Origin of the sequence: Streptomyces polyrhachis, assembly GCF_042663125.1 — a bacterium.
Taxonomy (GTDB): Bacteria; Actinomycetota; Actinomycetes; order Streptomycetales; family Streptomycetaceae; genus Streptomyces; species Streptomyces polyrhachii.
The window spans coordinates 1-23986 of sequence record NZ_JBHSZO010000011.1 but is presented as its reverse complement, the minus strand read 5'-3'; the positions used below and the strand labels follow the sequence as shown (position 1 = coordinate 23986).

20 protein-coding genes are annotated in these 23986 nt (G+C 74.9%); 3 read left to right on the top strand and 17 right to left on the bottom strand.

From position 1 onward, the window contains the following. Positions 1–9: 9 nt before the first annotated feature. The gene (locus tag ACFQLX_RS09280; RefSeq protein WP_386413703.1) at positions 10–1260 is read right to left on the bottom strand and encodes an arginine deiminase; all 1251 of its coding nucleotides are present in this window, start codon (positions 1258–1260) and stop codon (positions 10–12) included. A 119-nt stretch (positions 1261–1379) separates the two neighbouring features. Between ACFQLX_RS09280 and ACFQLX_RS09275 the strand changes: the two genes are divergently transcribed. Beyond that, positions 1380–1994, top strand: coding sequence for a histidine phosphatase family protein (locus tag ACFQLX_RS09275; protein WP_386413701.1), 615 nt, complete (start codon positions 1380–1382; stop codon positions 1992–1994). A gap of 57 nt (positions 1995–2051) precedes the next feature. Here the strand turns inward: ACFQLX_RS09275 and ACFQLX_RS09270 are convergent, their stop codons facing one another. The 10 genes from ACFQLX_RS09270 to ACFQLX_RS09225 all read right to left on the bottom strand — a co-directional run bounded on the left by ACFQLX_RS09270 (position 2052) and on the right by ACFQLX_RS09225 (position 14174). Next, the gene (locus tag ACFQLX_RS09270) at positions 2052–4586 is read right to left on the bottom strand and encodes a polynucleotide kinase-phosphatase (protein WP_386413700.1); all 2535 of its coding nucleotides are present in this window, start codon (positions 4584–4586) and stop codon (positions 2052–2054) included. After that, positions 4583–6217, bottom strand: a complete 1635-nt coding sequence (locus ACFQLX_RS09265; protein WP_386413699.1) for a 3' terminal RNA ribose 2'-O-methyltransferase Hen1 — start codon at positions 6215–6217, stop codon at positions 4583–4585. Before ACFQLX_RS09265 ends, ACFQLX_RS09270 begins: the two co-directional genes overlap by 4 nt. 68 nt (positions 6218–6285) lie before the next feature. Next, entirely contained in the window at positions 6286–7086 is an 801-nt protein-coding gene (locus ACFQLX_RS09260; protein ID WP_386413697.1) for a thioesterase family protein, read from the bottom strand. A 126-nt stretch (positions 7087–7212) separates the two neighbouring features. Then, entirely contained in the window at positions 7213–8139 is a 927-nt protein-coding gene (mmuM, locus tag ACFQLX_RS09255) for a homocysteine S-methyltransferase (RefSeq protein ID WP_386413696.1), read from the bottom strand. Further along, a complete protein-coding gene (locus ACFQLX_RS09250) occupies positions 8136–8477 on the bottom strand; it encodes a nucleotide pyrophosphohydrolase (RefSeq protein WP_386413695.1) in 342 nt (113 codons plus the stop codon). The genes mmuM and ACFQLX_RS09250 overlap by 4 nt, the downstream gene beginning before the upstream one ends. Then, entirely contained in the window at positions 8474–9604 is a 1131-nt protein-coding gene (locus tag ACFQLX_RS09245) for an AAA family ATPase (protein WP_386413694.1), read from the bottom strand. The genes ACFQLX_RS09250 and ACFQLX_RS09245 overlap by 4 nt, the downstream gene beginning before the upstream one ends. 127 nt (positions 9605–9731) lie before the next feature. Beyond that, positions 9732–10103 carry a cell division protein SepF gene (locus ACFQLX_RS09240; protein ID WP_386413693.1) on the bottom strand — a complete coding sequence of 124 codons (372 nt, stop codon included), beginning with the start codon at positions 10101–10103 and terminating at the stop codon, positions 9732–9734. Between the two features lie 161 nt (positions 10104–10264). Next, a complete protein-coding gene (locus tag ACFQLX_RS09235; RefSeq protein ID WP_386413692.1) occupies positions 10265–10615 on the bottom strand; it encodes a ribbon-helix-helix domain-containing protein in 351 nt (116 codons plus the stop codon). A gap of 62 nt (positions 10616–10677) precedes the next feature. Continuing rightward, positions 10678–12006, bottom strand: a complete 1329-nt coding sequence (locus ACFQLX_RS09230; protein ID WP_386413691.1) for a class I SAM-dependent RNA methyltransferase — start codon at positions 12004–12006, stop codon at positions 10678–10680. A 116-nt stretch (positions 12007–12122) separates the two neighbouring features. Continuing rightward, positions 12123–14174, bottom strand: coding sequence for an APC family permease (locus ACFQLX_RS09225; RefSeq protein ID WP_386413690.1), 2052 nt, complete (start codon positions 14172–14174; stop codon positions 12123–12125). Positions 14175–14451: 277 nt separating this feature from the next. On the opposite strand from ACFQLX_RS09225, the gene ACFQLX_RS09220 reads away from it, so the two are divergent. After that, complete coding sequence (locus ACFQLX_RS09220; RefSeq protein ID WP_386413688.1) at positions 14452–15120, top strand: potassium channel family protein; 669 nt, start codon at positions 14452–14454, stop codon at positions 15118–15120. Beyond that, positions 15120–15788: a potassium channel family protein gene (locus ACFQLX_RS09215; protein WP_386413687.1), complete on the top strand. Its 669-nt coding sequence runs from the start codon at positions 15120–15122 to the stop codon at positions 15786–15788. The genes ACFQLX_RS09220 and ACFQLX_RS09215 overlap by 1 nt, the downstream gene beginning before the upstream one ends. A gap of 75 nt (positions 15789–15863) precedes the next feature. Here the strand turns inward: ACFQLX_RS09215 and ACFQLX_RS09210 are convergent, their stop codons facing one another. The 6 genes from ACFQLX_RS09210 to ACFQLX_RS09185 all read right to left on the bottom strand — a co-directional run. Next, positions 15864–16637 (bottom strand): DUF3159 domain-containing protein, encoded by a 774-nt coding sequence (locus ACFQLX_RS09210; RefSeq protein WP_386413686.1) that lies wholly within the window; start codon positions 16635–16637, stop codon positions 15864–15866. A gap of 2 nt (positions 16638–16639) precedes the next feature. Continuing rightward, positions 16640–17041: an OB-fold nucleic acid binding domain-containing protein gene (locus tag ACFQLX_RS09205; protein WP_386413685.1), complete on the bottom strand. Its 402-nt coding sequence runs from the start codon at positions 17039–17041 to the stop codon at positions 16640–16642. A 61-nt stretch (positions 17042–17102) separates the two neighbouring features. Beyond that, positions 17103–17837: an ABC transporter ATP-binding protein gene (locus ACFQLX_RS09200; protein WP_386413684.1), complete on the bottom strand. Its 735-nt coding sequence runs from the start codon at positions 17835–17837 to the stop codon at positions 17103–17105. Beyond that, complete coding sequence (locus ACFQLX_RS09195) at positions 17834–18904, bottom strand: ABC transporter ATP-binding protein (RefSeq protein ID WP_386413683.1); 1071 nt, start codon at positions 18902–18904, stop codon at positions 17834–17836. The genes ACFQLX_RS09200 and ACFQLX_RS09195 overlap by 4 nt, the downstream gene beginning before the upstream one ends. Further along, a complete protein-coding gene (locus ACFQLX_RS09190) occupies positions 18901–21696 on the bottom strand; it encodes a hypothetical protein (protein WP_386413682.1) in 2796 nt (931 codons plus the stop codon). The genes ACFQLX_RS09195 and ACFQLX_RS09190 overlap by 4 nt, the downstream gene beginning before the upstream one ends. Beyond that, a partial coding sequence (locus ACFQLX_RS09185) for an ABC transporter permease (protein WP_386413680.1) occupies positions 21693–23986 on the bottom strand: 2294 nt, incomplete at its 5' end. The genes ACFQLX_RS09190 and ACFQLX_RS09185, both read right to left, overlap by 4 nt.

Here is a 23986-nt window from a genome sequence, read left to right as displayed (position 1 = left end):
AACGCATCACTATACCGGATCGCGTTCGACCGGGCAGCTCATGCACCTCGGGCCGCCCCGCCCCCGCCCCAGCTCACTGCCCCGGATCTCGATCACCTCGATGCCCTGCTTGCGCAGGAAGGTGTTGGTGGTGACGTTGCGCTCGTAGGCGACGACCACGCCCGGCTCCACGGCCAGCACGTTGCAGCCGTCGTCCCACTGCTCGCGCTCGGCGGAGTGCACGTCCTGGGTGGCGGTGAGCACCCGGACGCGGTCCAGGCCCAGGGCGGCGGCGATGGCGCGGTGCATGTGCTCGGGCGGATGGTCGGTGACCTTCAACTCCTCGGCGCCGGAGCCCGGTTCGATGGTGTACGAGCGGAGCATCCCGAGCCCGGCGTACTGCGTGAAGGTGTCGCCGTCGATCATCGTCATCACGGTGTCGAGGTGCATGAACGCCCGCAGCTTCGGCATGTCCAGCGCCACGATCGTACGGGCCGAGCCGGCCTGGAAGAGCCCCCTGGCCAGCATCTCCACCGCCTGCGGGGTGGTGCGCTCGCTCATCCCGATCAGCACGGCGCCGTTGCCGATCACCAGCACGTCGCCGCCCTCGATGGTGGAGGGGTAGTCCTCCTGGCCGCCCGACCAGAAGCGGAAGTCCGTGCCGGTGAAGAGGGGGTGGTGGCGGTAGATCGCCTCGAAGTGGACGGTCTCGCGCCGGCGGGCCGGCCACTTCATCGCGTTGACGCTGACCCCGTCGTACACCCAGCAGGAGGTGTCGCGGGTGAAGAGGTGGTTGGGCAGCGGGCCCAGCAGGAAGTCGTCGGGGTCCAGGGCGTGGAAGCGGACCGAGACGGGCTCGGGGAAGGCTTCGAGGTACTCGCGTTTGGTGATGCCGCCGACCAGCGCCTCCCCGAGGGTGGCGGAGGGCAGCGAGGCGAAGGAGTCGAGGAGCTTCCCGGCCGCCAGGGGGCCGAACTCCTTCTCGTGGAAGACCCGTTCGAGCACCAGCGCGCGGGCGGCGGGGATGTCGAGGGACTCGGCGAGGAGGTCGCCGAAGAGGTGCACCCGCACCCCCCGGTCGCGCAGGACGTCCGCGAAGCCGTCGTGCTCCTCGCGGGCGCGGCGCACCCAGAGCACGTCGTCGAAGAGGAGGGCGTCCTTGTTGCGGGGGGTGAGGCGCTTGAGCTCCAGGTCCGGCCGGTGCAGGATCACGCGGCGCAGCCGCCCGGCCTCGGAGTCGACGCGCAAGCCGCTGTCCGTACGGGCTGATCGCACAGTCATGCCGCTCACCATGCCACGGGGCGGGTCGTTCCGGCGATGACCTTGCGGGGGCCGGTGACGCGGGCCGGCGGGCATGGCGGACGAACCGGTCACGGCGGGCGGTCGTCTACGGTGACCGGATGACGACTCTCTTCCTCGCCCGGCACGGCGAGACGCTCTGGCACGAAGGAAACCGGTACGCGGGGGTGAGCAATGTCGGGCTCACCGGGCGGGGGTTGGAGCAGGCCGAGGCGCTGGGGGTGTGGGCCGGAAAGGCGGAGCTGGACGGGGTGTGGGCCTCGCCGCTCTCCCGGGCCCGGCTGACCGCGACGCCCGCCGCGCGGGCGGCGGGGGTGGAGCTGCGCGTCGACGAGGGGCTGACCGAGCTGGACTTCGGTACGGCGGAGGGGCGCACCCTCGCCGAGGTCGAGGTGGACGAGCCGGCGGCGGTGGCGGCCTTCCGGGCCGATCCGGTGGGCAGTCCGCTGCCCGGCGAGGAGGACCCGCGCGCGGCCGCCCGGCGCGGAGTGGCGGCGCTGTGGCGGATCGCGCAGGAGTTCCCGCGCGGACGGGTGCTGGTGGTGTGGCACGGGACGCTGATGCGGCTGGTGCTGTCGGAGCTGCTGGGGATGCCGCTGGAGAACTACCGGCGGGTGCTGCCGGACATGCGCAACGGGGCGCTGACGGAACTGCGGTTGACGCCGCCGGACGGGGTGGCGCTGCTGTCGTTCAACTCGCGGGTGGTGCCGTTCTGACACGGGCGCGGCCCGAGGGGGTCCTTGAGTTCACGGTCTCCCCCGGGCCGCATCCGCTCACAGGCGCGGGTCCACCGGCTCCGACTCCAGCGCCAGCACCGCGAAGACCGCCTCGTGCACGCGCCACAGCGGCTCGCCGTCCGCCAGCCGGTCCAGCGCCTCCAGGCCCAGCGCGTACTCGCGCAGGGCGAGCGAGCGCTTGTGGCCCAGGGAGCGCTTGCGCAGGCGCTCCAGGTTCTCCGGCCGGGTGTACTCGGGTCCGTAGATGATGCGCAGGTACTCGCGGCCCCGGCACTTGATGCCGGGCTGGACCAGGCGCTTGCCGTCGCCGTCGCTGCCGTCGCGCACCAGTGCCTGCAGCGGCTTGACGACCATGCCCTCGCCGCCCTCGGCGGTCAGGTCCAGCCACCAGCGCACGCCCGTCGCCGTCGACTCCTCGTCGCCGGTGTCCACGGTCAACCGGCCGGTGGTGCGCAGCAGTCCGCTGCCGTCGGCCGCCACCAGGCGGTCCAGCCAGGCGAGTTGGCGGTCGTGGGGTACGGCCGCGTGGCTGCGCCCCTGGGAGGCCAGCAGCTGGAAGGGGGCCAGGCGCACGCCGTCCAGGCCGTCCGTGCTCCAGCAGTAGCGCCGGTAGGCGGCGGTGAACGCCTCGGCGTCCGCCGCCCGTTCCTCCTGCCGTACGAGCAGCGCGGCGGTGTCGACCCCGCGCGCCCCGGCGGCGCGCAGCGCGTCGAGCGCGCCGGGGAACGCCGCCCGGGAGGCGGCGCCCACCGCCGCGTACTGGTGGCGCAGCAGCCCGGTGGCCTTCAGCGACCAGGGCAGCAGCTCGGCGTCCAGCAGCAGCCAGTCGGTGTCCAGCTCCTCCCACAGCCCGGCCGCCGTGACCGCCTCGCGCAGCCGGCCGAGGATCGCCTCCGTCATCGCCGGGTCGTCGAAGAAGGGGCGTCCCGTCCGGGTGTGGAGCGCGCCGGTGACGCCCTCCATGCCGAAGCGCCCGGCGTTCTCGCGGCAGACGAGGGCCACGGCGCGCGAGCCCATGTGCTTCTCCTCGCACACCACGTGGCGCACCCCGTCGGCCCGGTAGGCGGCGAACGCCTCGGCCGGGTGCTCCAGGTAGCCCTCGCGCCGCGAGGTCGCGGTCGGCGCCATGGTCGGCGGCAGGTACGTCAGCAGCCGGGGGTCGATCGCGAAGCGGCTCATCACCTCCAGCGCCGCCGCCGCGTTCTCCTCCCGTACGGCCAGCCGCCCCATGTGCCGCGTCTCGACCACCCGGCGGCCCTGCACGTCGGCGAGGTCCAGCGGGCGGCCGTCGGCGCCGCCGGGGGCCTCCACGGCCAGGGGCCGGGCGGGCTCGTACCAGGTCTTCTCGGCCGGTACGTCGACGAGTTCGCGCTCGGGCCAGCGCAGCGCGGTGAGCCGGCCGCCGAAGACGGCGCCGGTGTCCAGGCAGATGGTGTTGTTGAGCCAGGTGGCCTGCGGGACGGGGGTGTGGCCGTAGACCACGGCCGCGCGGCCCCGGTAGTCCTCGGCCCAGGGGTAGCGCACGGGCAGGCCGAACTCGTCGGTTTCGCCGGTGGTCTCGCCGTACAGGGCGTGGCTGCGCACCCGGCCGGAGGTGCGGCCGTGGTACTTCTCGGGCAGGCCGGCGTGCGAGACGACCAGGGCGCCGCCGTCCAGGACGTAGTGGCTGACGAGGCCGTCGAGGAACCGGGCGACCTGCGCGCGGAACTCCTCGCTCTGCGGCTCCAACTGCTCGATGGACTCGGCCAGTCCGTGCGTGTGCTGGACCTTTCGGCCCTTGAGCCAGCGGCCGAGCTTGTTCTCGTGGTTGCCGGGGACGCACAGGGCGGAGCCGGCGGCGACCATCCCCATGACGCGGCGCAGCACGCCGGGGGTGTCGGGGCCCCGGTCCACCAGGTCGCCGACGAAGACGGCGGTGCGGCCCTCGGGGTGCGCGCCGTCGGTGTAGCCGAGCGCGGACAGCAGCGACTCCAGCTCGGAGGCGCAGCCGTGGATGTCGCCGATGATGTCGAAGGGGCCGGTGAGGTGGCGCAGGTCGTTGTAGCGGCGCTCCCGCACGATCCCGGCGCCGTCGATCTCCTCGACGCCCTTGAGCACGTGCACCGTGCGGAAGCCCTCGCGCTCCAACCCGCGCAGGGAGCGGCGCAGTTCGCGGCGCTGGCGCGGGATGACGTGCGGGGGGATGCCGGCGCGGTCGGGCTTGCGGGCGTTGCGCTCGGCGCAGACGGCCTCGGGGACGTCCAGCACGATGGCGACGGGCAGCACGTCGTGCTCGCGGGCGAGCGCGACGAGCTTGCGGCGGGCCTCCTGCTGGACGTTGGTGGCGTCCACGACGGTGAGCCGGCCGGCGGCCAGGCGCTTGCCGACGATGTAGTGCAGGACGTCGAAGGCGTCGCCGCTGGCCGACTGGTCGTTCTCGTCGTCGGAGACCAGGCCGCGGCAGAAGTCGGAGGAGATCACCTCGGTGGGCTTGAAGTGGCGGTGTCCGAAGGTGGACTTGCCGGAGCCGGTGGTGCCGATGAGGACCACGAGGGAGAGGTCGGGGACGGGGAGGGGTGCGTGGGGTGTCATGGGGTGGCCTCCTTCGGGGTGTCGGTGCGGGTCTCGGTGCTGATGCCGGTACGGGCGTCGGTGTCGGTGTCGGCGGCCAGGGTGAACACCGCCAGCTGCGTCGGCGCCCCCACCTCCGGGTCGTCCGGCCCGACCGGTGCGTGCGCGACCGTGTAGCCGTGGCGCGCGGCCACCGCCCGCGCCCAGTCGCGGAACTCCGCCCGGGTCCACTCGAAGCGGTGGTCCGCGTGCCGGCTGTGCCCGGCGGGCAGCGTCTCCCAGCGGACGTTGTACTCCACGTTCGGCGTGGTGACGACGACCGTGCGGGGGCGCGCGGCGCCGAAGACCGCGTACTCCAGGGCGGGGAGCCGGGGCAGGTCGACGTGCTCGATCACCTCGCTCAGCACGGCGGCGTCGTAGCCCTTGAGGCGGCTGTCGGTGTACGTGAGCGCGCCCTGCCGGAGCGTGAGGCGGCTCGCCTGCCGCTCGCCCATCCGGTCCAGGCGCAGCCGGCGCGCGGCGACGGTGAGCGCCCGCACCGAGACGTCGACGCCGACGATCTCGGTGAAGCGGACGTCCTTGAGCAGCGCTGCGAGCAGGTGGCCCTCCCCGCAGCCCAGGTCGAGCACCCGGGTGGCGCCGGCGGCGCGCAGGGCGTCGAGGATCGCGGTGCGGCGGTGGACGGACAGCGGGACCGCCTTCCCGGCGGGCGCGGCGTCCGGCTCGGGCGCGGCGCTCCGGTCGGCTGCGGCGCCGGGTCCGTCGGTGGCGTCCGGCCCGTCGGTGGTGTCCGGCTCTTCGGTGGTGTCCGGCTCCTCGGAGGTGTCCGGCTCCTCGGAGGTGTCCCCCACCGCGTTGTCGAACTCCTCCGCCGCCGAGTCGTCCGCCTCCGCCAGCCGCGCCAGCTCCAGGCGCTCCAGCGCCGTCCGCGCCAGGGAGCGGCGGCGGGCGAGGTAGCGGGAGGTGATGAGCGTCTGCTCGGGGTGCTCCTCCAGCCAGCCCTCACCCGCCCGCAGCAGCTTGTCGACCTCGTCGGGCGAGACCCAGTAGTGCTTGGCGTCGTCGAGGACCGGCAGCAGGACGTAGAGGTGGCGCAGGGCGGCCGACAGGGGCAGCTCGCCCTCCAGGCGCAGGGAGACGTAGCGCGAGTCGCCCCACTCGGGGAAGCGCGGGTCCAGCGCCACGGGGTCGGCGGTGACCTGCCAGCCCATCGGCTCGAAGAGCCGGCGCACCAGACCGGCGCCCCCGCGCGCGGGCACGGCGGGGATCTCGACGCGCAGCGGCAGCGGCTGCTCCGCGCGGCCGGGGAGCTTGTCGCAGACGCCGCGCATGGCCGTACCGAAGACGGCGCTGAGCGCGACGGCGAGGAGTGAACTCGCCGCGTAGGGGCGGTCGTTGACGTACTGGGCGAGCGCGGAGTCCGGTGCGCCGCCGCGGCCCCTGCCGCGGCCCCGGCGCACCAGCGCGACCGGATCGACCTCCAGCAGCAGCGCCGCCGTACAGCGCCGCTCGTCCGCCTCCGGGTAGAAGACGTGCGCGGTGCCGTGGGCGGTGGAGAAGGACTGGGCCTTCGCCGGGTGCTTGTGCAGCAGGAAGCCGAGGTCGGTCGCGGGGCGGTCGGGGGTGCCGGTGGTGGTCATGGTCAGGAACACCCGGCGAGTATCACCCGGGGTGTGGCCTTATGACCAGGGGTTTTCCTTCCGCGTCCGGGCGCGGCGCCTCAGCCGCGCGGGGCGACGTACAGCGTCTGGGAGCTGCGGCCCAGGGGGCCCTTCTCGTCGTGCAGGGCGGCCTGCGCGAGGCCGATGCCGGCGGCGTCCACGGTCGTACGGGCGTCGAGGCAGACCCACTCGCCCTGGGGGTGGCGGTCGACGTTGACGGTGAGGTCGGTGTTGACGAAGAGGTAGCGGTCGAAGTCGACGACGGAGCTGATGCCGTTGCCGGAGTCGGCGGCGACGAGCACCCGGCTCAGCGGGGCAATCTCCTCGCCGAGCACGAGCGGGACGCGCATCCGGAACCAACCGGTGGCGGGGCCGGTCTCGAGGACGGAGCCGGCGGCGAAGCGCAGCTCGACGGCCGTGTGGTAGCCCTGCTCCCACGGGATCGGGAAGAAGCCCCGGTCGAAGGCGTCATCGGGCCCGGGCACCTCGGGCGCGGGCCGCACCTCGGGTACGGAGCCGGGGCTGGTCTTGACGAGCAGCCCGGTGGCCCGCATCACCTCGCCCCCGCCCTCGGGGGCGAGCGCGGCCTCGACCAGCTCGGTACTGCGCCCGGCGCGCAGCACCCGGGTGCGCACGGTGAGGGGCGCGACGGGGACGGGGCGCAGGATCTCGTAACTCATCCGCGCGATACGGAAGTCGGGGCGGCGCTGCGGGTGCTCGTCGACGGCGAGGGCGAGCAGCGCGGCGGGCGGGCCGGCGTGCTGGGCGTCGGGCGACCAGGGCCCTGCGGTGTACGCGGAGGAGAGGAACCGTCCGTCCCCGACCCGCTCGTAGAACGCCTCGATGGGGGGAACGGACATGTGGGCCTCCTGGGAAGGGACGCTGGTTTTCCCTGACTGAGCGCTTGCTCACGGTAGTTGGGGGTGCGCGGGGCTGTCCAGGCGGTTCGGGAAGGCGTCGAAGCACGGGCGCGGGTCCGGGGCGCCTCAGTCCCCGGCCAGATCCGCCGCCAGGCGGGTGATCGACTCCGGGCCCACCCGGCAGCAGCCGCCGATCAGGCGCGCGCCCGCCTCGTACCAGCCGGGCGCCCGATGCAGGGCGTAGCCCGCCTCGCCCCGCCAACTGCGGGTGGGCGCGTGCCAGGACTCGCCGCTGTTGGGGTAGGCCACCACCGGTTTGCCCGTGGCCGCCACCGCCGCCGACACCGCCTCCGAAACCTCCTGCGGGGCACAGCAGTTGACGCCCACCGCCAGCACCTGGTCGTTGCCCGCCGCCAGTTCGAAGGCCGCCGTCAGGGGCTGGCCCGCCCGGGTGCGGCCGTCCGCGACCGTGTACGACAGCCAGAGCGGCACGCCCAGTCCCTCCGCCGCGCGCAGCAGCGCCTCGGCCTCGTCCACGTCCGGGACCGTCTCCAGCGCCAGTACGTCGGGGGCGGCGGCGGCCAGCACCGCCAGGCGGGGGCGGTGGAAGCGCGCCAACTCCCGCACACTCAGCCCGTACCGGCCCCGGTACTCCCCGCCGTCCGCCAGCATCGCGCCGTACGGGCCCACCGACGCCGCCACCCACCGCGCCCCGGCCGCCCGCGCCAGCTCCACGCTCCGTACGAGCAGCGCCGTCGCCTCCGCGGGGGCGGTCCCGCGCCGGGCGAAGCCCTCGTACGTCGCCTGGTAACTGGCGGTGGTCACCACCTGCGCCCCCGCCCGGACGTACGCCCGGTGCGCCGCGGTGATCCCGCCGGGGTCGTCCGCCAGCAGCCGCGCCGACCAGAGCGCGTCGGAGAGGTCGCAGCCCTGCGCCTGGAGCTGGTTGGACAGGCCGCCGTCGAGCACCACGGGCCCGGCGGCGAGGGCCTCGCGCAGGGTGCCCGCGGGCGGCGGGCTCGCGGGCGGCGGGTTCGCGGGCAGGGCGCTCACGGGAGCGGGAAGCGCTCTTCGTTGCGCTCGATCTTCGCCGCGAGCGCCGTCAGCGGATCGATGCCCAGCACGGTGCACAGCTGCAGCAGGTACGCCAGTACGTCCGCGACCTCGTCGCGCACCCGGAAGGCGTCCTTCGGGTCGGCCATGATGTTCGCGGCCTGCTCGGGGGTCAACCACTGGAAGATCTCCAGCAGTTCGGACGCCTCCACACTGAGCGCGCTGACCAGGTTCTTCGGGGTGTGGTACGGACCCCACTCCCGGTCCACGGCGAACTGCGCCAGCCGCTCCCGCAGTTCGGAAAGCCCCGGACCCGGGGTCTGCTCGTCCTGACTCATGCGCCCAGGTCTACCATCGCGATCCCCTCCCCCGCGCGCACCGCCCCCGCATCGCCGGGCGGGTCGACCGAGGCGAGCAGCCGTACGTGCCCGCGCGCCGCCATCGCGCCCGCGAGCCCCACCAGCGTGGCGCACTGGCCGGCGTCCAGGGCGCGGTCCAGGCCGCCCGCGAGGACGGTGAGCGCGGCGGGGACCTCGGCGGCGGGCTCGACCTCCAGCACGCCGGGGCCGGTGAGGAAGACCAACGACAGTCCCAGATAGCGCAGTTCGCCGTCGGTGAGGGTGTCGAGGGCCCGACTGCCGTGCTCGCCGCCCCGGTCCAGCATCGCCCGCACCGTCCCGTCCGGCAGCTCCTCGGCCAGCAGGTCCCGCAGCGGACCGCCGCACCCCTCCCGCACCGCCGCGACGAGCGCGGCGTGCCGGGTGGCGCACTCCGCGCGCACCCGGTTCAGCACGGCGGCGAGATTGCCGCAGTCGCGGCGCAGCGCGGCGCCGTCCGCCCGTACCGGTGCGCGCATCGCGGCCGGCTGGGGCTCGCAGCTGAAGAGGGAGCGCAGGGCGACCACGACCTGCTCGGCGGCCCGCAGCACCAGCCGCTCCCCCTCGGTGCGCCCGGCGACGCGCAGCGGCAGCAGCGCGGTGCCCAGGCGGTCGTCGGGCAGCGGGGCGCGGGTGACGCGCACCAGGCCGGCGGTCCGCCAGCTCGCCTGGACCCGGCGGCGCCCCGGGTCGCGCAGCGCGGTGGAGAAGAGCTGCTCACCCGCGGCGGTCAACCGCTCGCCGACGACGCGCAGTTCGGGCTCGACCTGCACCGCCACGTCGAGGCGCACCTCACCGAGCGGCCCGCGCGCACTGCACCCGATCCGCAGCCCGCGCCGCCCCTCGCTGTCGGGCTTCGCCGAGCGCGGTACGCAGGCGGGGGCGCCGCCGGGAATCGGGGCGAAGGACTCCGCCAGCGTCTCCCCGCCGGCCAGCCGGGCCAGCACGGTGCAGGCCTCCAGGGCGCTGGCGCGCCCGCTGCCGGGGGCGCCGGCGAGCAGGGTGACGGGGCTGAGCGCGAGGGTGCGGCCGCGGTGGCGCTTGAAGGCGGCCAGCCGCAGCTCGGTGAGTCCGGGGAGGAGGTGCATGGAGGGAGACGTTAGTGATCACGCCGGGTGGCGAACCGTTACGCCTGCCGGGACTTCGCTCGAACGGGTGGGATCACTGCCGTCCGCGATGGCCGCATGGGCCAACGCGACGTCCGGCAACCGGACTTCAGTGCCCGGCCGCCGGCTCCACCTCGGTGCCGACCGGCGCGAGGAGGAAGACGTTGCGGTCGACCCGGTGCATGGTGCTGCGGATCCCGAAGGTGACCCCGCTGGCGAAGTCGAGGATCCGCTTGGCGACGTCGTGCTCGGCCCCCGTGAGGTCGAGCAGCACCGGAGTCTGCGCGATCAGGTACTCGGCGACCTGCCGCGCGTCGGCGAAGCACTGGCAGCGCAGGACGACGAACCGCCGTGCCTCCTCGCCCGGTTCGGGGTCGGGCAGCGCCGAGTGCCCGGTCCAGGAGGGCCATTCGTTACCGCGCAGCGGCACCACCTCGGCCAGTCCCCGCCACTGCTCGTCGGTGACATCGTGTCCGCTCACCGGTCACCTCCCGCCTTCGCACGCTCGTATGGACATCGGCCGAGTCTAACGAGGTACGCCCCGGCGCGCGGGAGTTGGCCCCTACCGGCCGCCCCGCGCATCTCGAGGACGCCCTGAGCGTCGCATGAGTGCCACGGCCGACGAAGACGACGCCTCCGGCTTCACAGAGGAAAAACCTCCGGAAGCACCCGGAACGCCTTGTGGCGGCCGAGCGGGCGCACCGCACGGAAGTCGCGGCGGTTCAGAGTGAGGACGGCATCGGTGTCGAAACCGGCCCCGGTCTCGCGGCGTACGGCGTGGGCCGCGGTGTCGCGCACCTCGCTCTTGCCGGGGGTGCGACCGGCACCCTCGAACGTACGGGGGAAGAGAGGCTCGTCCCAGACACGGTTGGCCATGGCCGCGGGGTGGCTGCCCTGCCGGATGGTCTCCGCCTCGCTGATGCCGCGCCGCTTGGCGGCCTCTTTGATGATCGCGAGGTCCTCCGGATCGGCGTAGACGTTGGTGCGCTTCATCGGCACGCACCAAGACATAGCGCAGGTACCGCAATGATGTACGTCCGCGGCCGGCGGCCCGCTCAGGCGCCCTTCGCCACCGGCCGCAGCACCGCCACGCACTCCACGTGCTGCGTCATCGGGAAGAGGTCGAAGACCCGCGTCCAGCGCGGTTCGTAGCCGACCTCCGCGAAGTAGGCCAGGTCGCGGGCCAGGGCCGCCGGGTCGCAGGCGACGTAGGCGACGCGGCGGGGGGACAGGGCGGCGATGCTCTTCACCGTCTCGCGGCCCGCTCCGGAGCGCGGGGGGTCCAGGACCACCAGGTCCGCCTCCGTGATGCCGGTGCGGGGCAGGACGCGGTCGACCTTGCCGTGCTCGATGCGGACCCGCTCCAGGTCGCGGAGGTTGTGGCGGGCGTCCTCCACGGCGCGCTTGCCGGACTCGATGCCCAGCACCGCGCCCTTCTCGCCGACCCGCTCGGCCAGCGCCGCCGAGAAGAGGCCGACTCCGCAGTACAGGTCCAGGGCCATATCGCCCTTCTTCGGCATCAGGCCCGTCATCACCGTCTCGACCAGCAGGTCCGCCGCCTTGGGGTGGACCTGCCAGAAGCCGCCGTCGCCGACCCGCCAGGTGCGGTCGATGGCCCGCTCCCGTACGAAGGGACGGCCGTGCACGCGGTGCACGCTGCCGTCGCGCTCGTGGACGCGCTCGACGGAGACCGGCTTGTCCAGCTCCACGATCGGCAGCCGCTCACCGGGCCGCGGGGTCAGGATCACCTGCCGGTCGCCCGAGCCGGTCGCCGCGATGGCCTCCACGCTCTCCATCCCCGGCCAGCTGCGCTTCTCCACGCCCAGCTCCGAGACGCCGGGCGCGGCGATCAGGCAGCGGTCGATCGGCTGGACGTCGTGCGAGCGGTGCTTGCGCAGGCCGGCGCGGCCCTCCTCGTCGATCGCGTACTGCACGCGCGTGCGCCAGGCCGGCACCTCGCCCTTGGCGACCTTGTCGCCCGGCGCGGGCTCCACGGTGCCGTCCCAGCCGGCCTGCTCGGGCGTCAGCCCGGCGAGGCGCTGCAGCTGCTCGGCGACCACGGCGCCCTTCAGCCGGCGCTGCGCGCCCGGTGCGGCGTGCTGCCAGTCGCAGCCCCCGCACTGGCCCGGGCCGGAGAAGGGGCACGGTGCCTCGACGCGGTCCTTGGACGCCTCCAGCACCTCGACGGCGTCGGCGCGCAGGAAGCGGGAGTCGGCGTCGCCCTCGGTGACGGAGGCGATGACCCGCTCGCCGGGCAGCGTGTGGCGGACGAAGAGGACGCGCCCCTCGTCCGTACGGGCGATGCAGTGGCCGCCGTGGGCGACCGGGCCCACGGTGACCTCGTACTCCTCGCCGACCAGGGACGGTGTGGCTGCTGCGGGCACGGGGTGACTCCTGAGCTGGTGCGGAACGGTGTGCTGCGGGGGATGCGGACGCGACCGCTCAGTCTATGCTCCCCCGCGCCCGCCCCGCCCCCCGGCGGAACCCGCCCCCGGGGGCGCTACTCGCGCGTCCCGCCGCGGTCCTTCTTCGCCGGGGCCGCCGGGCCGCGGCGCACCGAGCCCGGCGCCGTCCACTCCGCGCGCCGGCGGGCGCGGACCTTCGCCGCCTCGGAGGAGCGCAGCTGGTACGGGACGGAGGTCAGCACGACGCCCGGGGTGAAGAGCAGCCGGCCCTTGAGCCGCAGCGCGCTCTGGTTGTGCAGCAGGTTCTCCCACCACTTGCCCACCACGTACTCCGGGATCACCACGCTCACCAGCTCGCGCGGGCTCTGCTTGCGCAGCCCCTTGACGTACTCGATGACCGGCCGGGTGATCTCCCGGTACGGGGAGTCGAGCACCTTCAGCGGGACGTCGATGCCGCGCTCCATCCACTCCCGCTGCAGTTCCCGCGTCTCCGCCGGGTCCACGCCGATGCTCAGCGCCTCCACGGTGTCCGAGCGCATCAGCTTGGCGTAGTTCAGGGCGCGCAGCGTCGGCTTGTGGATCTTCGAGACGAGCACGATGGTGTGCACCCGCGCGGGGCGTACCACGTCGTCGTCCCGCTCGTCGGCGATGGCGATCTCCGCGGCGACGAGGTCGTAGTGACGGCGGATCGCGGACATCACGGCGTAGAAGACGGCCATGCCGAGCACGGCGACGTAGGCGCCGTGGGTGAACTTGGTGACCAGGACGACCGCCAGCACCAGACCGGTGAAGAAGGCGCCGAAGGCGTTGATGGCCCGCGAGCGCATCATCCTGCGGCGCTCGCCGGTGTCCTTCGTCCCGCGCAGCAGGCGGTTCCAGTGCCGGACCATGCCGATCTGGCTGATGGTGAAGGAGACGAAGACGCCGACGATGTAGAGCTGGATGAGCCGGGTGGAGTCGGCCCGGTAGGCGTAGACGAGGATGCCGGCGAAGACGGCCAGCAGCACGATGCCGTTGGAGAAGGCGAGGCGGTCGCCGCGGGTGTGGAGCTGGCGGGGCAGGTAGCGGTCCTGGGCGAGGATCGAGCCCAGCACGGGGAAGCCGTTGTAGGCGGTGTTGGCGGCGAGGAAGAGCACCAGGGCGGTGCAGGCCGCGAGGAAGACGAAGGGGATCGAGCCGTTGCCGAAGACGGCGGCGGAGACCTGGGCGATGACCGGGTCCTGGTGGTAGTCGGCGCCGGCCGGCACCCCGTTGATCAGGATCTCGGTGGCGGGGTGCTCGGCCATCTTCACGTTGGTGGCGAGCGCGAGCCCGATGATGCCGCAGAACATGACGACGGCGAGGCCGCCCATCAGCGCCAGGGTGGTGGCGGCGTTCTCGCTCTTGGGCTTGCGGAAGGCGGGCACGCCGTTGGAGATGGCCTCGACGCCGGTGAGCGCCGCGCAGCCGGAGGAGAAGGAGCGCAGCAGCAGGAAGACCAGCGCGAAGCCGGTCAGGTCGCTGTGCTCGGCGACGATCTGGTACGAGGCGGTGGGCGCGCTCATCTCGCTGTCCAGGACGGCCGCGCGGACGATGCCGACCGCGACCGTCGCCAGGACGCCGACGACGAAGGCGTAGGTGGGGATGGCGAAGAAGGTGCCGGACTCCTTGACGCCGCGCAGGTTCATCAGCGTCAGCAGCACGATCACCGCCAGCGCCATGAGCACCTTGTGCTCGGCGACGAAGGGGATCGCGGAGCCCAGGTTGTCGATGCCCGCGGAGACCGAGACGGCCACCGTCAGGACGTAGTCGACCAGCAGCGCGGAGGCCACCGTCAGGCCGGCGCGGGGGCCGATGTTGGTGGTGGCGACCTCGTAGTCGCCGCCGCCGGAGGGGTAGGCGCGGACGTTCTGCCGGTAGGAGGCCACGACGGTGAACATCAGCACCACGACCGCGAGCGCGATCCAGGGGCTGAAGTGGTAGGCGCCGAAGCCGGCGACCGCCAGCACCATCAGTACCTCGCCCGGGGCGTAGGCCACCGAGGAGAGGGGGTCGGAGGCGAACACGGGCAGCGCGATGCGCTTGGGCAGCAGCGTCTCCCCGAGCCGGTCGCTGCGCAGGGCGCGGCCGATGAGGATCCGTTTGGCTTCGTCGGTCAGTCTGGACACGGGCTCGATCGTATGGGTGCGGCGGGGCCCGGGGACACCGGGGCCCGCCGCCGGGTGGTGTGCGTCCGCCGCGCGCGAGCCCGCAACCGAGGGGCGCGCCTGCGTCCACCGGCCCGTACCCCGGGGTGCCGCGGGGCGCCTACGCTGTGTAGTTTGGAAATCTGCCTCCCCCTGCCCGGCGGCCGGCGTCCAGCGGACGCGGCACCGCCGCGGCGGTGCGGCGGGCGGGGCCCTGCAGCCGCAGGACCGAACAGGCCCTACGGCCGGAAGGACGGGCGTGCACATCGTCATCATGGGTTGCGGCAGGGTGGGTTCCACTCTGGCGCGGACCCTGGAGCAGCAGGGTCACACGGTGGCCGTGATCGACCAGGACCCCACCGCGTTCCGCCGGCTCGGCTCGTCCTTCGGCGGCCGGCGCGTCACCGGGGTCGGCTTCGACCAGGACACCCTGCGCGAGGCCGGCATCGAGGAGGCGGGCGCCTTCGCCGCGGTGAGCAGCGGCGACAACTCCAACATCATCGCCGCCCGGGTGGCCCGCGAGATGTTCGGCGTGGAGAACGTGGCGGCGCGGATCTACGACCCCCGCCGCGCGGAGGTCTACCAGCGCCTGGGCATCCCCACGGTCGCCACGGTCCGCTGGACGGCGGACCAGATGCTGCGCCGGCTGCTGCCCTCGGGCGCCGAGCCGCTGTGGCGCGACCCGAGCGGCAAGGTCGAGCTGGCCGAGGTGCACTACTCCCCCGCCTGGGTGGGCCGCAAGGTCGCCGTCCTGCAGGAGGAGACCGGCGTGCGCGTCGCCTTCCTCACCCGTCAGGGCGAGGCGATGCTGCCGACGTCCAAGACGGTGCTGCAGGACGGCGACCTGGTGCACGTGATGCTGCGTACGGACGAGTTGGAGCAGGTCGAGGCCGCCTTCGCCAAGGGGCCGGAAGAGGGTGCGCACTGATGCGGGTCGCCATTGCCGGTGCCGGGGCCGTGGGCCGCTCCATCGCGGCGGAGCTGCTGGACAACGGGCACGAGGTGCTGCTGATCGACAAGACGCCCTCGGCGATCTCGGTGGAGCGGGTGCCGCGCGCCGAGTGGCTGCTGGCGGACGCCTGCGAGATCACCTCGCTGGACGAGGCGGCGCTGCAGCGCTGCAACGTGGTGATCGCCGCGACCGGTGACGACAAGGTCAACCTGGTCGTCTCGCTGCTGGCGAAGACGGAGTACGGGGTGCCGCGGGTGGTGGCCCGGGTGAACAACCCGCGCAACGAGTGGCTCTACAACGAGGCCTGGGGCGTGGACGTGGCCGTCTCCACCCCGCGGCTGATGTCCGCGCTGGTGGAGGAGGCGGTGAGCGTCGGCGACCTGGTGCGGCTGCTGCGCTTCAGCCACGGCGACGCGAACCTGGTCGAGCTGACCCTGCCGCCGGAGTCGGCGCTGACGGGCACGCTGGTGGGGGATGTCTCCTGGCCGGAGGACACCTCGCTGGTGACGATCATCCGGGGCAGCCGGGTCCTGACGCCCAAGCCGGAGGACACCCTGGAGGCGGGCGACGAGCTGCTGTTCGTGGCGGCGCAGGACCGCGAGGAGCAGCTGGAGGACCTGCTGTCGGTGCGGCACACCTCCTGAGGCGCGCGGTACGTACGAAGGGCCCGCCCGGATCTCTCCGGGCGGGCCCTCGCCGTTCGTACGTACGGGGCGGGGTCAGCCCTCGCGGTGCTTGGCGGCGGCCTCGCGCTCCTTCTCGGCGCGCTCCTCGGCCTCCATCTCGGCGATCACGTCGATCGGCGGCGGGGCCTTCACGAGGAACACGTACGTCAGGTAGACGCACAGCACCATCGGCGGGATGCCCAGCGCCACGCGCAGCCAGCCGAGCTGGGTGGCGTCGCCCCAGAAGTAGATGGGGAAGGTGATCGCGGACTTGCCGAGCAGGACCAGGCCCCAGGCCCAGGACGCCTTGGTGTAGGCGGCCTTGCGGCCGGGGTTGCGGGTGCGCCAGGAGAGGTTCTCGCGGAAGACCGGGCCGAGGATCAGCCCGATGAGCGGGACGCCTGCGGCGGCGGTCGCGCAGTAGGCGACCGCGAGGCCCAGGGTGTAGAGCATGCCGGGCAGGTAGAAGTTCTTCGCGTCGCCGGACATCATCGCGAAGACCGCGCCGACCGCGACGCCGAAGACGCCGCTGAAGGCGTGCTTGACGGTGTCGCGGGTGACCAGCCGGGCGACGGCGAGCGCGGCGGACAGCGCCAGGGCGATGATCGCGGAGAGGTGGATGTCGCGTTTGACGGTGTAGGTCAGGACGAAGACCAGGCCCGGCAGGGTGGTCTCCACCATGCCGCGCACGCCGCCGAAGGCGTCGAACAGCGCGGCCTTCGTGACCTCCTGCCCCGCCTCCGGTGTGCCGGGGGCGGGCGCCTCGGGGGTCTGGTCGGACCTCCGCTGCGGGGCCGGGTCCACCGGCTGCTTGTCCAGGGACGTCACGCCTACTCCTGTCCGGTGGGTCGCAGTTCGTACTTGGGGTTGAACAGCACGCGCCGGCCCTGGCTCACGGAGAGCCGGCCGGAGACGATCATGCGGCGGCCCGGCTCGACGCCCGCGATGGAGCGGCGGCCCAGCCAGACGATGTCCAGGGAGTCCTCGCCGTCGAAGAGCTCCGCCTGCAGGGCGGGGGTGCCTGCCCGGGGCTGCATGGTGACGGTACGCAGCGTACCGGCGACCCGCACCACCTGGCGGTCCCGGCAGTCGCCGATCCGCGCACAGCCCCGCTCGCCGGTGTCCTCACCGGGCAGCGGGTCCTCCGCGGACTCCCCGTTGTCGGAGGAGAGGCGGCTCAGTATCCGGCGGAACCGGCCACCGGTGTTCGATTGGGCACTGCGCGGGCTCATGCGGGCAGCGTACCTGCCGGGGCACGCCGGTTTCACCGGCGCGGAGATCACGAAGGGGGGCTCAGTGCTCTTCGACGATCCTGCCGTCGACGAGTTCCAGGACGCGGTCCGCGAGGTCCAGCAGTGCCGCGTCGTGGGTGGCGACCACGGCCGTGACGCCCTCGCTGCGTACGACGGCGCGCAGCAGCTCCATCACCGCGTGGCCGGTGTCGGCGTCGAGCTGGCCGGTGGGCTCGTCGGCGATGATCAGCGCGGGGCGGTTGGCGAGGGCGCGGGCGATGGCGACGCGCTGCTGCTGGCCGCCGGAGAGCTCGCCGGGGCGCTGCTGGGCGTGCTCGGCGAGGCCGACGAGGGACAGGAGCAGCGCGACGCGCTCCTCGCGCTCGTGGACGTCGGTGCGGCGCAGCCGCATGGGGACGCCGACGTTCTCCGCGGCGGTGAGGATGGGGATCAGGCCGAAGGACTGGAAGACGAAGCCGATGCGGTCGCGGCGCAGCTCCAGCAGGCCGCTCTCGCCGAGGCCGGCCAGTTCCGTGCCGTCCAGGGCGATCCGGCCGCCGTCGGGGCTGTCGAGGCCGCCGACCAGGTTGAGCAGGGTGGTCTTGCCCGAGCCGGAGCGGCCCTTGAGGGCGACCAGCTCGCCGCGCCGGACGCGGAAGGAGACGCCGCGCAGGGCGTGGACCGCGGTGTCGCCGCTGCCGTAGGTGTGCCGCAGGTCCTCGACGACGACCATGTCGCCGTCGGGTGCGGACCCGTCCAGGACCGCCGTGCGCTGGCGTCCGATTCCTGACGTCATCGTGCCTCCCCCGTGTTGCTGCTGCTGGTGCCGCTGCTGCCGTCGCTGGTGCTGCTGCTGCCGCTGTCGCGGCCGTCCGCCCCGTCCGACGCTACCGGGCGCTCCCCGCCGGGCGGAAGGGCCGTCGCCGACTGATCGTCCTGGGCCCGTCGGACGCCGACGTGGTCGGTCTCGGCGGTCAGTCGTACGCGGCGGCTGAGTGCGTAGCGCTCGACGTACTCGCGCGGCAGCTGGAGTCGGCCGGCGCGGTCCAGGACGGCGAACTCCTCGGCGCGCGTGGCGTCGTGGCGCAGGGTCTCGGTGGAGGTGCGGCCGTCGCGGATCCGGACGGTGCGGCTGACCTGGTCGGAGACCTGGGCGTCGTGGGTGACGATCAGGACGGTGACGCCGAGGTGCTCGTTGGCGCGGCGCAGGGCGGCGAAGACCTCCGCGCCGCTGGCGGTGTCCAGTTCGCCGGTGGGCTCGTCGGCGAGGAGGACGCGCGGCTCGTTGGCGCCGGCCACGGCGATGGCGACGCGCTGCTGTTCGCCGCCGGAGAGTTCGCCGGGGCGGCGGTCGCGGCAGTGGGCGATGCCCAGGGTGGCGAGCAACTCCTCGGCACGGGCGGGGCGTTGGCGGCGCGGGACGCGGGTGTAGCGCATCGGCAGCATCACGTTCTCCCGCGCGGTGAGGTAGGGCAGGAGGTTGCTGCCGGTCTGCTGCCAGACGAAGCCGACGGTGCGGCGGCGGTAGGCGAGGCGTTCGCGGGCGCCGAGGGCGAGCAGGTCGTGGCCGGCGACGCGGGCGGTGCCGGCGGTGGGGACGTCCAGGCCGGAGAGGATGCCCAGCAGGGTGGACTTGCCGGAGCCGGAGGCGCCGACGAGGGCGGTCATCTCGCCCTCGTCCACGTGCAGGTCGAGGCCCTGGAGGGCCTGGACCTCGACTCCCTCGGTGCGGAAGATGCGCACCAGGCTGTCGCAGGCGATGAGGGTGTCGGGGGGCGGTGGGTCCTGGCCGGCGCGGGCGCGTTCCTCCAGGGCGGCGAGGGAGGGTGCGGTCACGGGGGTGCTCCTCTCGGCTGGGTTCATCGGTTCTCCCCCAGGCGCAGGACGGCGCCGACTCCCCTGCGCCGGGCGGCGAGTTGGTCGGCGGCGACCGCGCAGGCGATCAGGGCCAGCAGGCCGGCGCCGAGGGCGAGGGTGCGGGCGTGGTCGGTGTGCAGGGGCGGTTGGACGGGGCCGCCGGTCAGGGCGCGCAGGTCGAGGGCGGGCCCCAGGGCGGCGGGGAGGGCGTAGCCGAGGGTGAGGCCGCCGAGGGCGGCGGCCAGGGCCATGGGGGCCAGTTGCAGCAGGCCCAGGAGGGTGGCGGGGCGGGGGGCGAGGCCCAGGGTGCGCAGGTAGGAGGCGGTGCGGCCGCGGTCGGGGGCGGAGAGCAGCAGTTCCAGCAGGAGGGCGAGCAGCGCGAAGGCGGCGGCCAGGGCGGTGCAGGCGCCGTGCACGGTGCGTACGACGTCCAACACGCCGTCGCCGTCCGTGCGTTGGGCTTCCTCGGCGTGGAAGAGGAGGGCGCCGTACGGGCTGCCGGGGGCGGTGGGGGGCGCGGCGGCCCGGACGGCGGCGGGGTCGAGGGCCTTGCCCGGGGCGGCGTAGAGCAGGGTGGCGCTCTCGGCGCGCAGGGCGGCTCCGGCCCGTTCGGCGGCGTCGAGGGAGGCGGCGGGGGCGAGGAGTACGGGCGCCTCGCCGTCGGCGCCGGCGGCGGGGGCCTGGCGCAGGAGCGGGCCCAGCGGCGGGTCCTGGAGGGTCCGGCGGGGCAGTTCCCCGACGACGCGGACCTGGACCCGGGCGCCCTTGAGGGTGGTTTCGAAGGTATCGCCCGTCTGCCGGTCGGTGGTGCCGGCGGTGGCGAGTACCGGGATGACGAGCAGGCCGCCGCGGGCGTCGGCCTCGGGTACGGCCCGGAGCGCCGCCGCGGTGGCCGAGTCCGGGGCGGCGGCGGTCAGTTGGGGGGCGTCGGGGGCGAGGAGGTAGACGGAGGTGCGGGCGGCGCCGCTGCGGGTGCTGGTCAGGTCGGTGCGGACCAGGCGCAGCCGCGCCGTGTGCGCCACGCCCGGCGCCCGGCGCAGGGCGCGGGCGGCGGCCGGGTCGGTGGCGCCGGTGAGTACGGCGTCGGCGCCGCCGGTGGACCAGGTCAGGGCGGTGGCGCGGCCCGCTTCGACGGTGGAGGTCACCAGCCCGCCGAAGACGGCGGAGCCGAGGGTGGTGACCAGGACGAGCAGGGCGAGCGTCGCGGCGGGGGCGTCCTTGGCGGCGCGGGCGGCGGCGATCAGTCCGAGGGCGCCGCGCCGCCGGGCGGTCAGCCGGGCCAGGGCGTGCAGGGGCAGCGGGTAGAGCCGTACGAGCACGATGACCACGGCCAGCGCGCACAGCAGGGGGACGGCGGCGAGCTGGGGGTCGGCGCCGTCGGCGCTCGCGGGGCCGCGCAGCCGCAGCGCGAGCACTCCGGCGGCGGCCAGCAGCAGCACGGCGGCCTCGGCGGTCGCGCGGCGGTGTACGGGCGTCTCGGCGGGGGTGCGCAGGGCGCCCTCGCGCAGGCTGCGCCAGGTGAGTACGGGCAGCGTCAGCCAGGCGGCGGCGGCCGTGGCGAGCGCGGCCGGGGAGGGGCCGGCCGGGATGAGGGCGCGGCTGAGGGCGAGTCCGGCGGCGAGGCCCAGGAGCGCGGCCGGCGCGGTCTGCAGCGCGCGGGCCAGCGCCAGGCCGGTGGCGGAGGCGCCCCGGGCGCGCTGCAGCCGGTGGGCGGGGGCGCGGCGGCGTACGGCCAGGCGGGCGGTGACGACGACGGCGGCCAGTCCGACGCCGGCCAGGGAGGCCACGGCGAAGGAGGTGAGCTGCTGGGCGCGGTGCCACTGCGCCCCGAAGTCCTCCACCAGGGGGCGGGCCTGGTCGGTGTAGGTGTCGCCGGTGGGTTTGAGGGTGGAGCAGTCCTCGCAGAAGTGGGTGCGCACGAGTTGCCCGTACTCGCTGAGGGCGCGGACGAGGGCGGCGCGGCCCCGGTCGCCGGCGAAGCGGTCGGCGGCGTCGGCGAGGTCCAAGCGCAGTCGCCACTGGGCCTGGAAGCGGGGCAGTCCGTAGTGCTGGAGCGGCTCCAGGGAGCCGGGGGCGATGAGGGCCTGGGCGTGGACGGGGGCGCCCTTGACGTCCAACGGGCAGGCCAGCAGCGGCTGTTCGCGCCAGAGGCGGGGGCCCGCGCCGGGGGCGGCGGGCTCGGGGGCGCGGAAGACGCCGGTGACGAGGGCGGGGGCGTGGAGGGAGGACAGGCCGCCGTCCAGCCGTAGGCGGCTGCCGGGGCGCAGGTGGAGGCGCTGGGCGGTGCGGGTGGAGACGGCGAGCTCCACGGGCCGGTCGCGGCCGGTGGCGCGCGGGGGCCGACCCTGGGCGTAACTCCCCGCCGCGGGGGCGTCGTCGGCGTACAGCAGGGACAGCTCGGCGGGGCCCGCGGGGGTGCGGACGGTGGAGGAGGGCAGGTCGACGCGGGTGGAGGTGAGGGTGAGGCTGCCGTGGAGGCCGCCGACGAGCTCGGGCTCGGCCTGGGCGAGCGCCCAGTCCAGGTCCTCGCCCAGGGGGGTCGGCTCCCCGGCGGCGAACTGGGCGGCGGGGGGCGTGGCCGTGCTGAGCTGGTCGAACTCCCCGGTGACGCGGACCAGGGTGTCGGTGCGCTGGGCGGCCGCCAGGCGCTCGTCGAGGGCGCGGACCTCCAAACGGTCCAGCAGCGGGCCGGTGGCGTTCACCGCCGCCGTGAGGAGCGCGACGAGTACCGCGAGGCAGGCCAGCAGGGGCAGCTCGGCGCGCATCTCCCGTACGGGCAGGGGCAGTCGGTGCTTCATCGGTCCTCCCCCGCGCGCAGGACGCGGACCAGGTCGGCCCGGGTGAGCAGGCGGGCCGCCGCGGTGACGGCCAGGCAGATCAGCAGCACCGTGCCCGCGGCGATCGGCAGCACCCGGCTCCACGGCACCGTGGCGAGCAGCCCCGGGTAGACGGGGAAGCCGTGGTCGTCCACCCCCGTCACGGGGGTGATCACCGCGGCCAGGGCGGTGCCGGTCAGGGTGCCGGTGAGGGCGGCGAAAGCGGCGAGGCAGAGCTGCTCGGTCCACAGCACGGCCGTCAGCTGGCGGGGCCGGGTGCCCAGCGCCCGCAGCAGCGCGAACTCGCGGGCGCGGGAGCGTACGGAGAGCACGGTGTGCAGGGTGAAGCCGATGACGGCGAAGGCGGGGGCGAGGACCAGGCACAGGGCGAGCGCCGCGTCGGTGCCGGCGCGCAGGGGGCTGCGGGCGAGGGCGGCGCGCTCCTGCGCCACGTCGCGGGTGGTGCCCAGGGCCGCGCCCGGGGCGGCGGGAGCGCGGGCCGCGGCGAGGGCGGGGGCCGGGTCGCCGTCGGTGGCGGCCAGCCACCAGAAGGCTTCGCGGGGCGGCGGCTGCCCCGCGTGCGTCAGCCGGGCCGCCAGCGCGCGGGTGTCGAGCAGCAGCCGGCCCCGGCTGCGGTCGAAGCCGGGGATGCCGTCGATGCGGCCGATGACGCGCACCCGGTACTCCCGGCTGTCGAGGGTGAGGGTGAGGGTGTCGCCGGGCTCGGCCTCGCCGGTGGCCGCCAGTACGCCGTCGACCAGCGCGGGGATCGGCGCCGCCTTGCCGGGGGTGTCGGGGCGCAGGTCGATGCGCCAGGTGAGGAGGTCCTGGCGGATGTCGAGGTCCGGTCCGCGCAGGACGGCGTCGAGCAGTTCGCCGTCGCCGGTGTCGTCGGCGCACAGGACGAGGCCGGCGGCGGGGCGCTCGCCGGCCCGGTTGCGGGGCGGATCGACGCCGGGGCAGCCGGCCAGCCAGGGCGAGGGCGTCCGGCCGGAAAAGCCGTCGCGCCAGCCGGGGAACGGGGCGGCGGCCCGCGGACCGCTGAGGCGCACCCGGTACGTACGGCGCTGGCTCTCCTCGCCGGGCGGTACGGACAGCCGCAGCCCGGTGATCCGCAGCGGGTACTGCGGGTGGGTGCCCAGCGGGATGCGCAGGGCGTGCTCCCGGCCGTCGAACGGGGGCAGCGGGTGGCTGAGGGTGTGCCCGAGCCCGTCGCCGTCCTCCAGCGTGAGCTGCACGGTGAGCGGGGCGGCGCCGGTGGGACCGGTGGCGGAGAGCACGGCGCGCAGGTCGAGGGTGCGGGGGCGGCCGGGGAGCAGGAGGCCGTGTTCGCGGACGTCGGCGCCGAGTCTGGCCATCTGCTCTGCCGTACTGCTGCTGTAAAGGTCGGGGCGCAGGGCGGGGATCGGACCGGAGGGGGAGCCGGGGCGCCGGGTGGCGGGGATCTCGGCGGTGTCGACGGCGGTGACGCCGACCGACTCGGAGCCGACCTGGCCGCCGAGCGCGACGACGGGGGTGGTGGCGCGGATGCCGGGCAGTGCGGCGTAGGCGGCGTGGCGGTCGAGGCGCGGCAGGAAGCCGGCGCTGTCGTCGCCGGCCTCGATCCGCAGGTCGGCGCCGGTGCGGAAGACGGCCTGGTCGTGGTCGCCGCGGTGCAGGATCGCCAGCGCCGTCCCGCTGAGGGAGGCGACGGCCAGGGCCAGGGCGACGAGCAGGACCGGACCGGCGTGGCCCCGGGTGCGGCGGCCCAACTGCCAGCCCCCCAGCGGCAGTACGAGTCCGGCGGTGCGGCGTGCGAGCCGGTCCGCGGCGCGCCCGGCGAGCGGCAGCAGCCGCAGGGAGAGCAGCACGGTGGCGGCGGTCATCGCGACGGGCGCGAGGAGGAGCAGCGGGTCGAGGGTGCCCTCGTCGGCCAACGGGGTGCGGTAGCGCAGCAGTTGCAGCCAGCCCAGCACGGCCACCGCCGCCAGCGCCAGGTCGGCGCCGGTGCGCTGGGCGGCGGCGAAGCGCCCGGCGCGCAGCCGCAGCCGCCGGCTGGCGTGCCGGTCGCGGGCGGCCCGTACGACCGGGACGAGCACGGCGGCGGCGTGGACGGCCAGCGCGGCCGCCACCACCCACCAGCCGGCGGCGGTGGCGGCCGAGGGCGGCAGGTCGGCGTCCAGCGCCCCGGCGTCGCGCAGCAGCCGCAGCAGGGGGACGGCGAGGAAGGGGGCGGCGAGGGCGGCCGGGACGGCGAGGAGCGCCCACTGGGCGGCGGCCGTCCCCGCCGCCT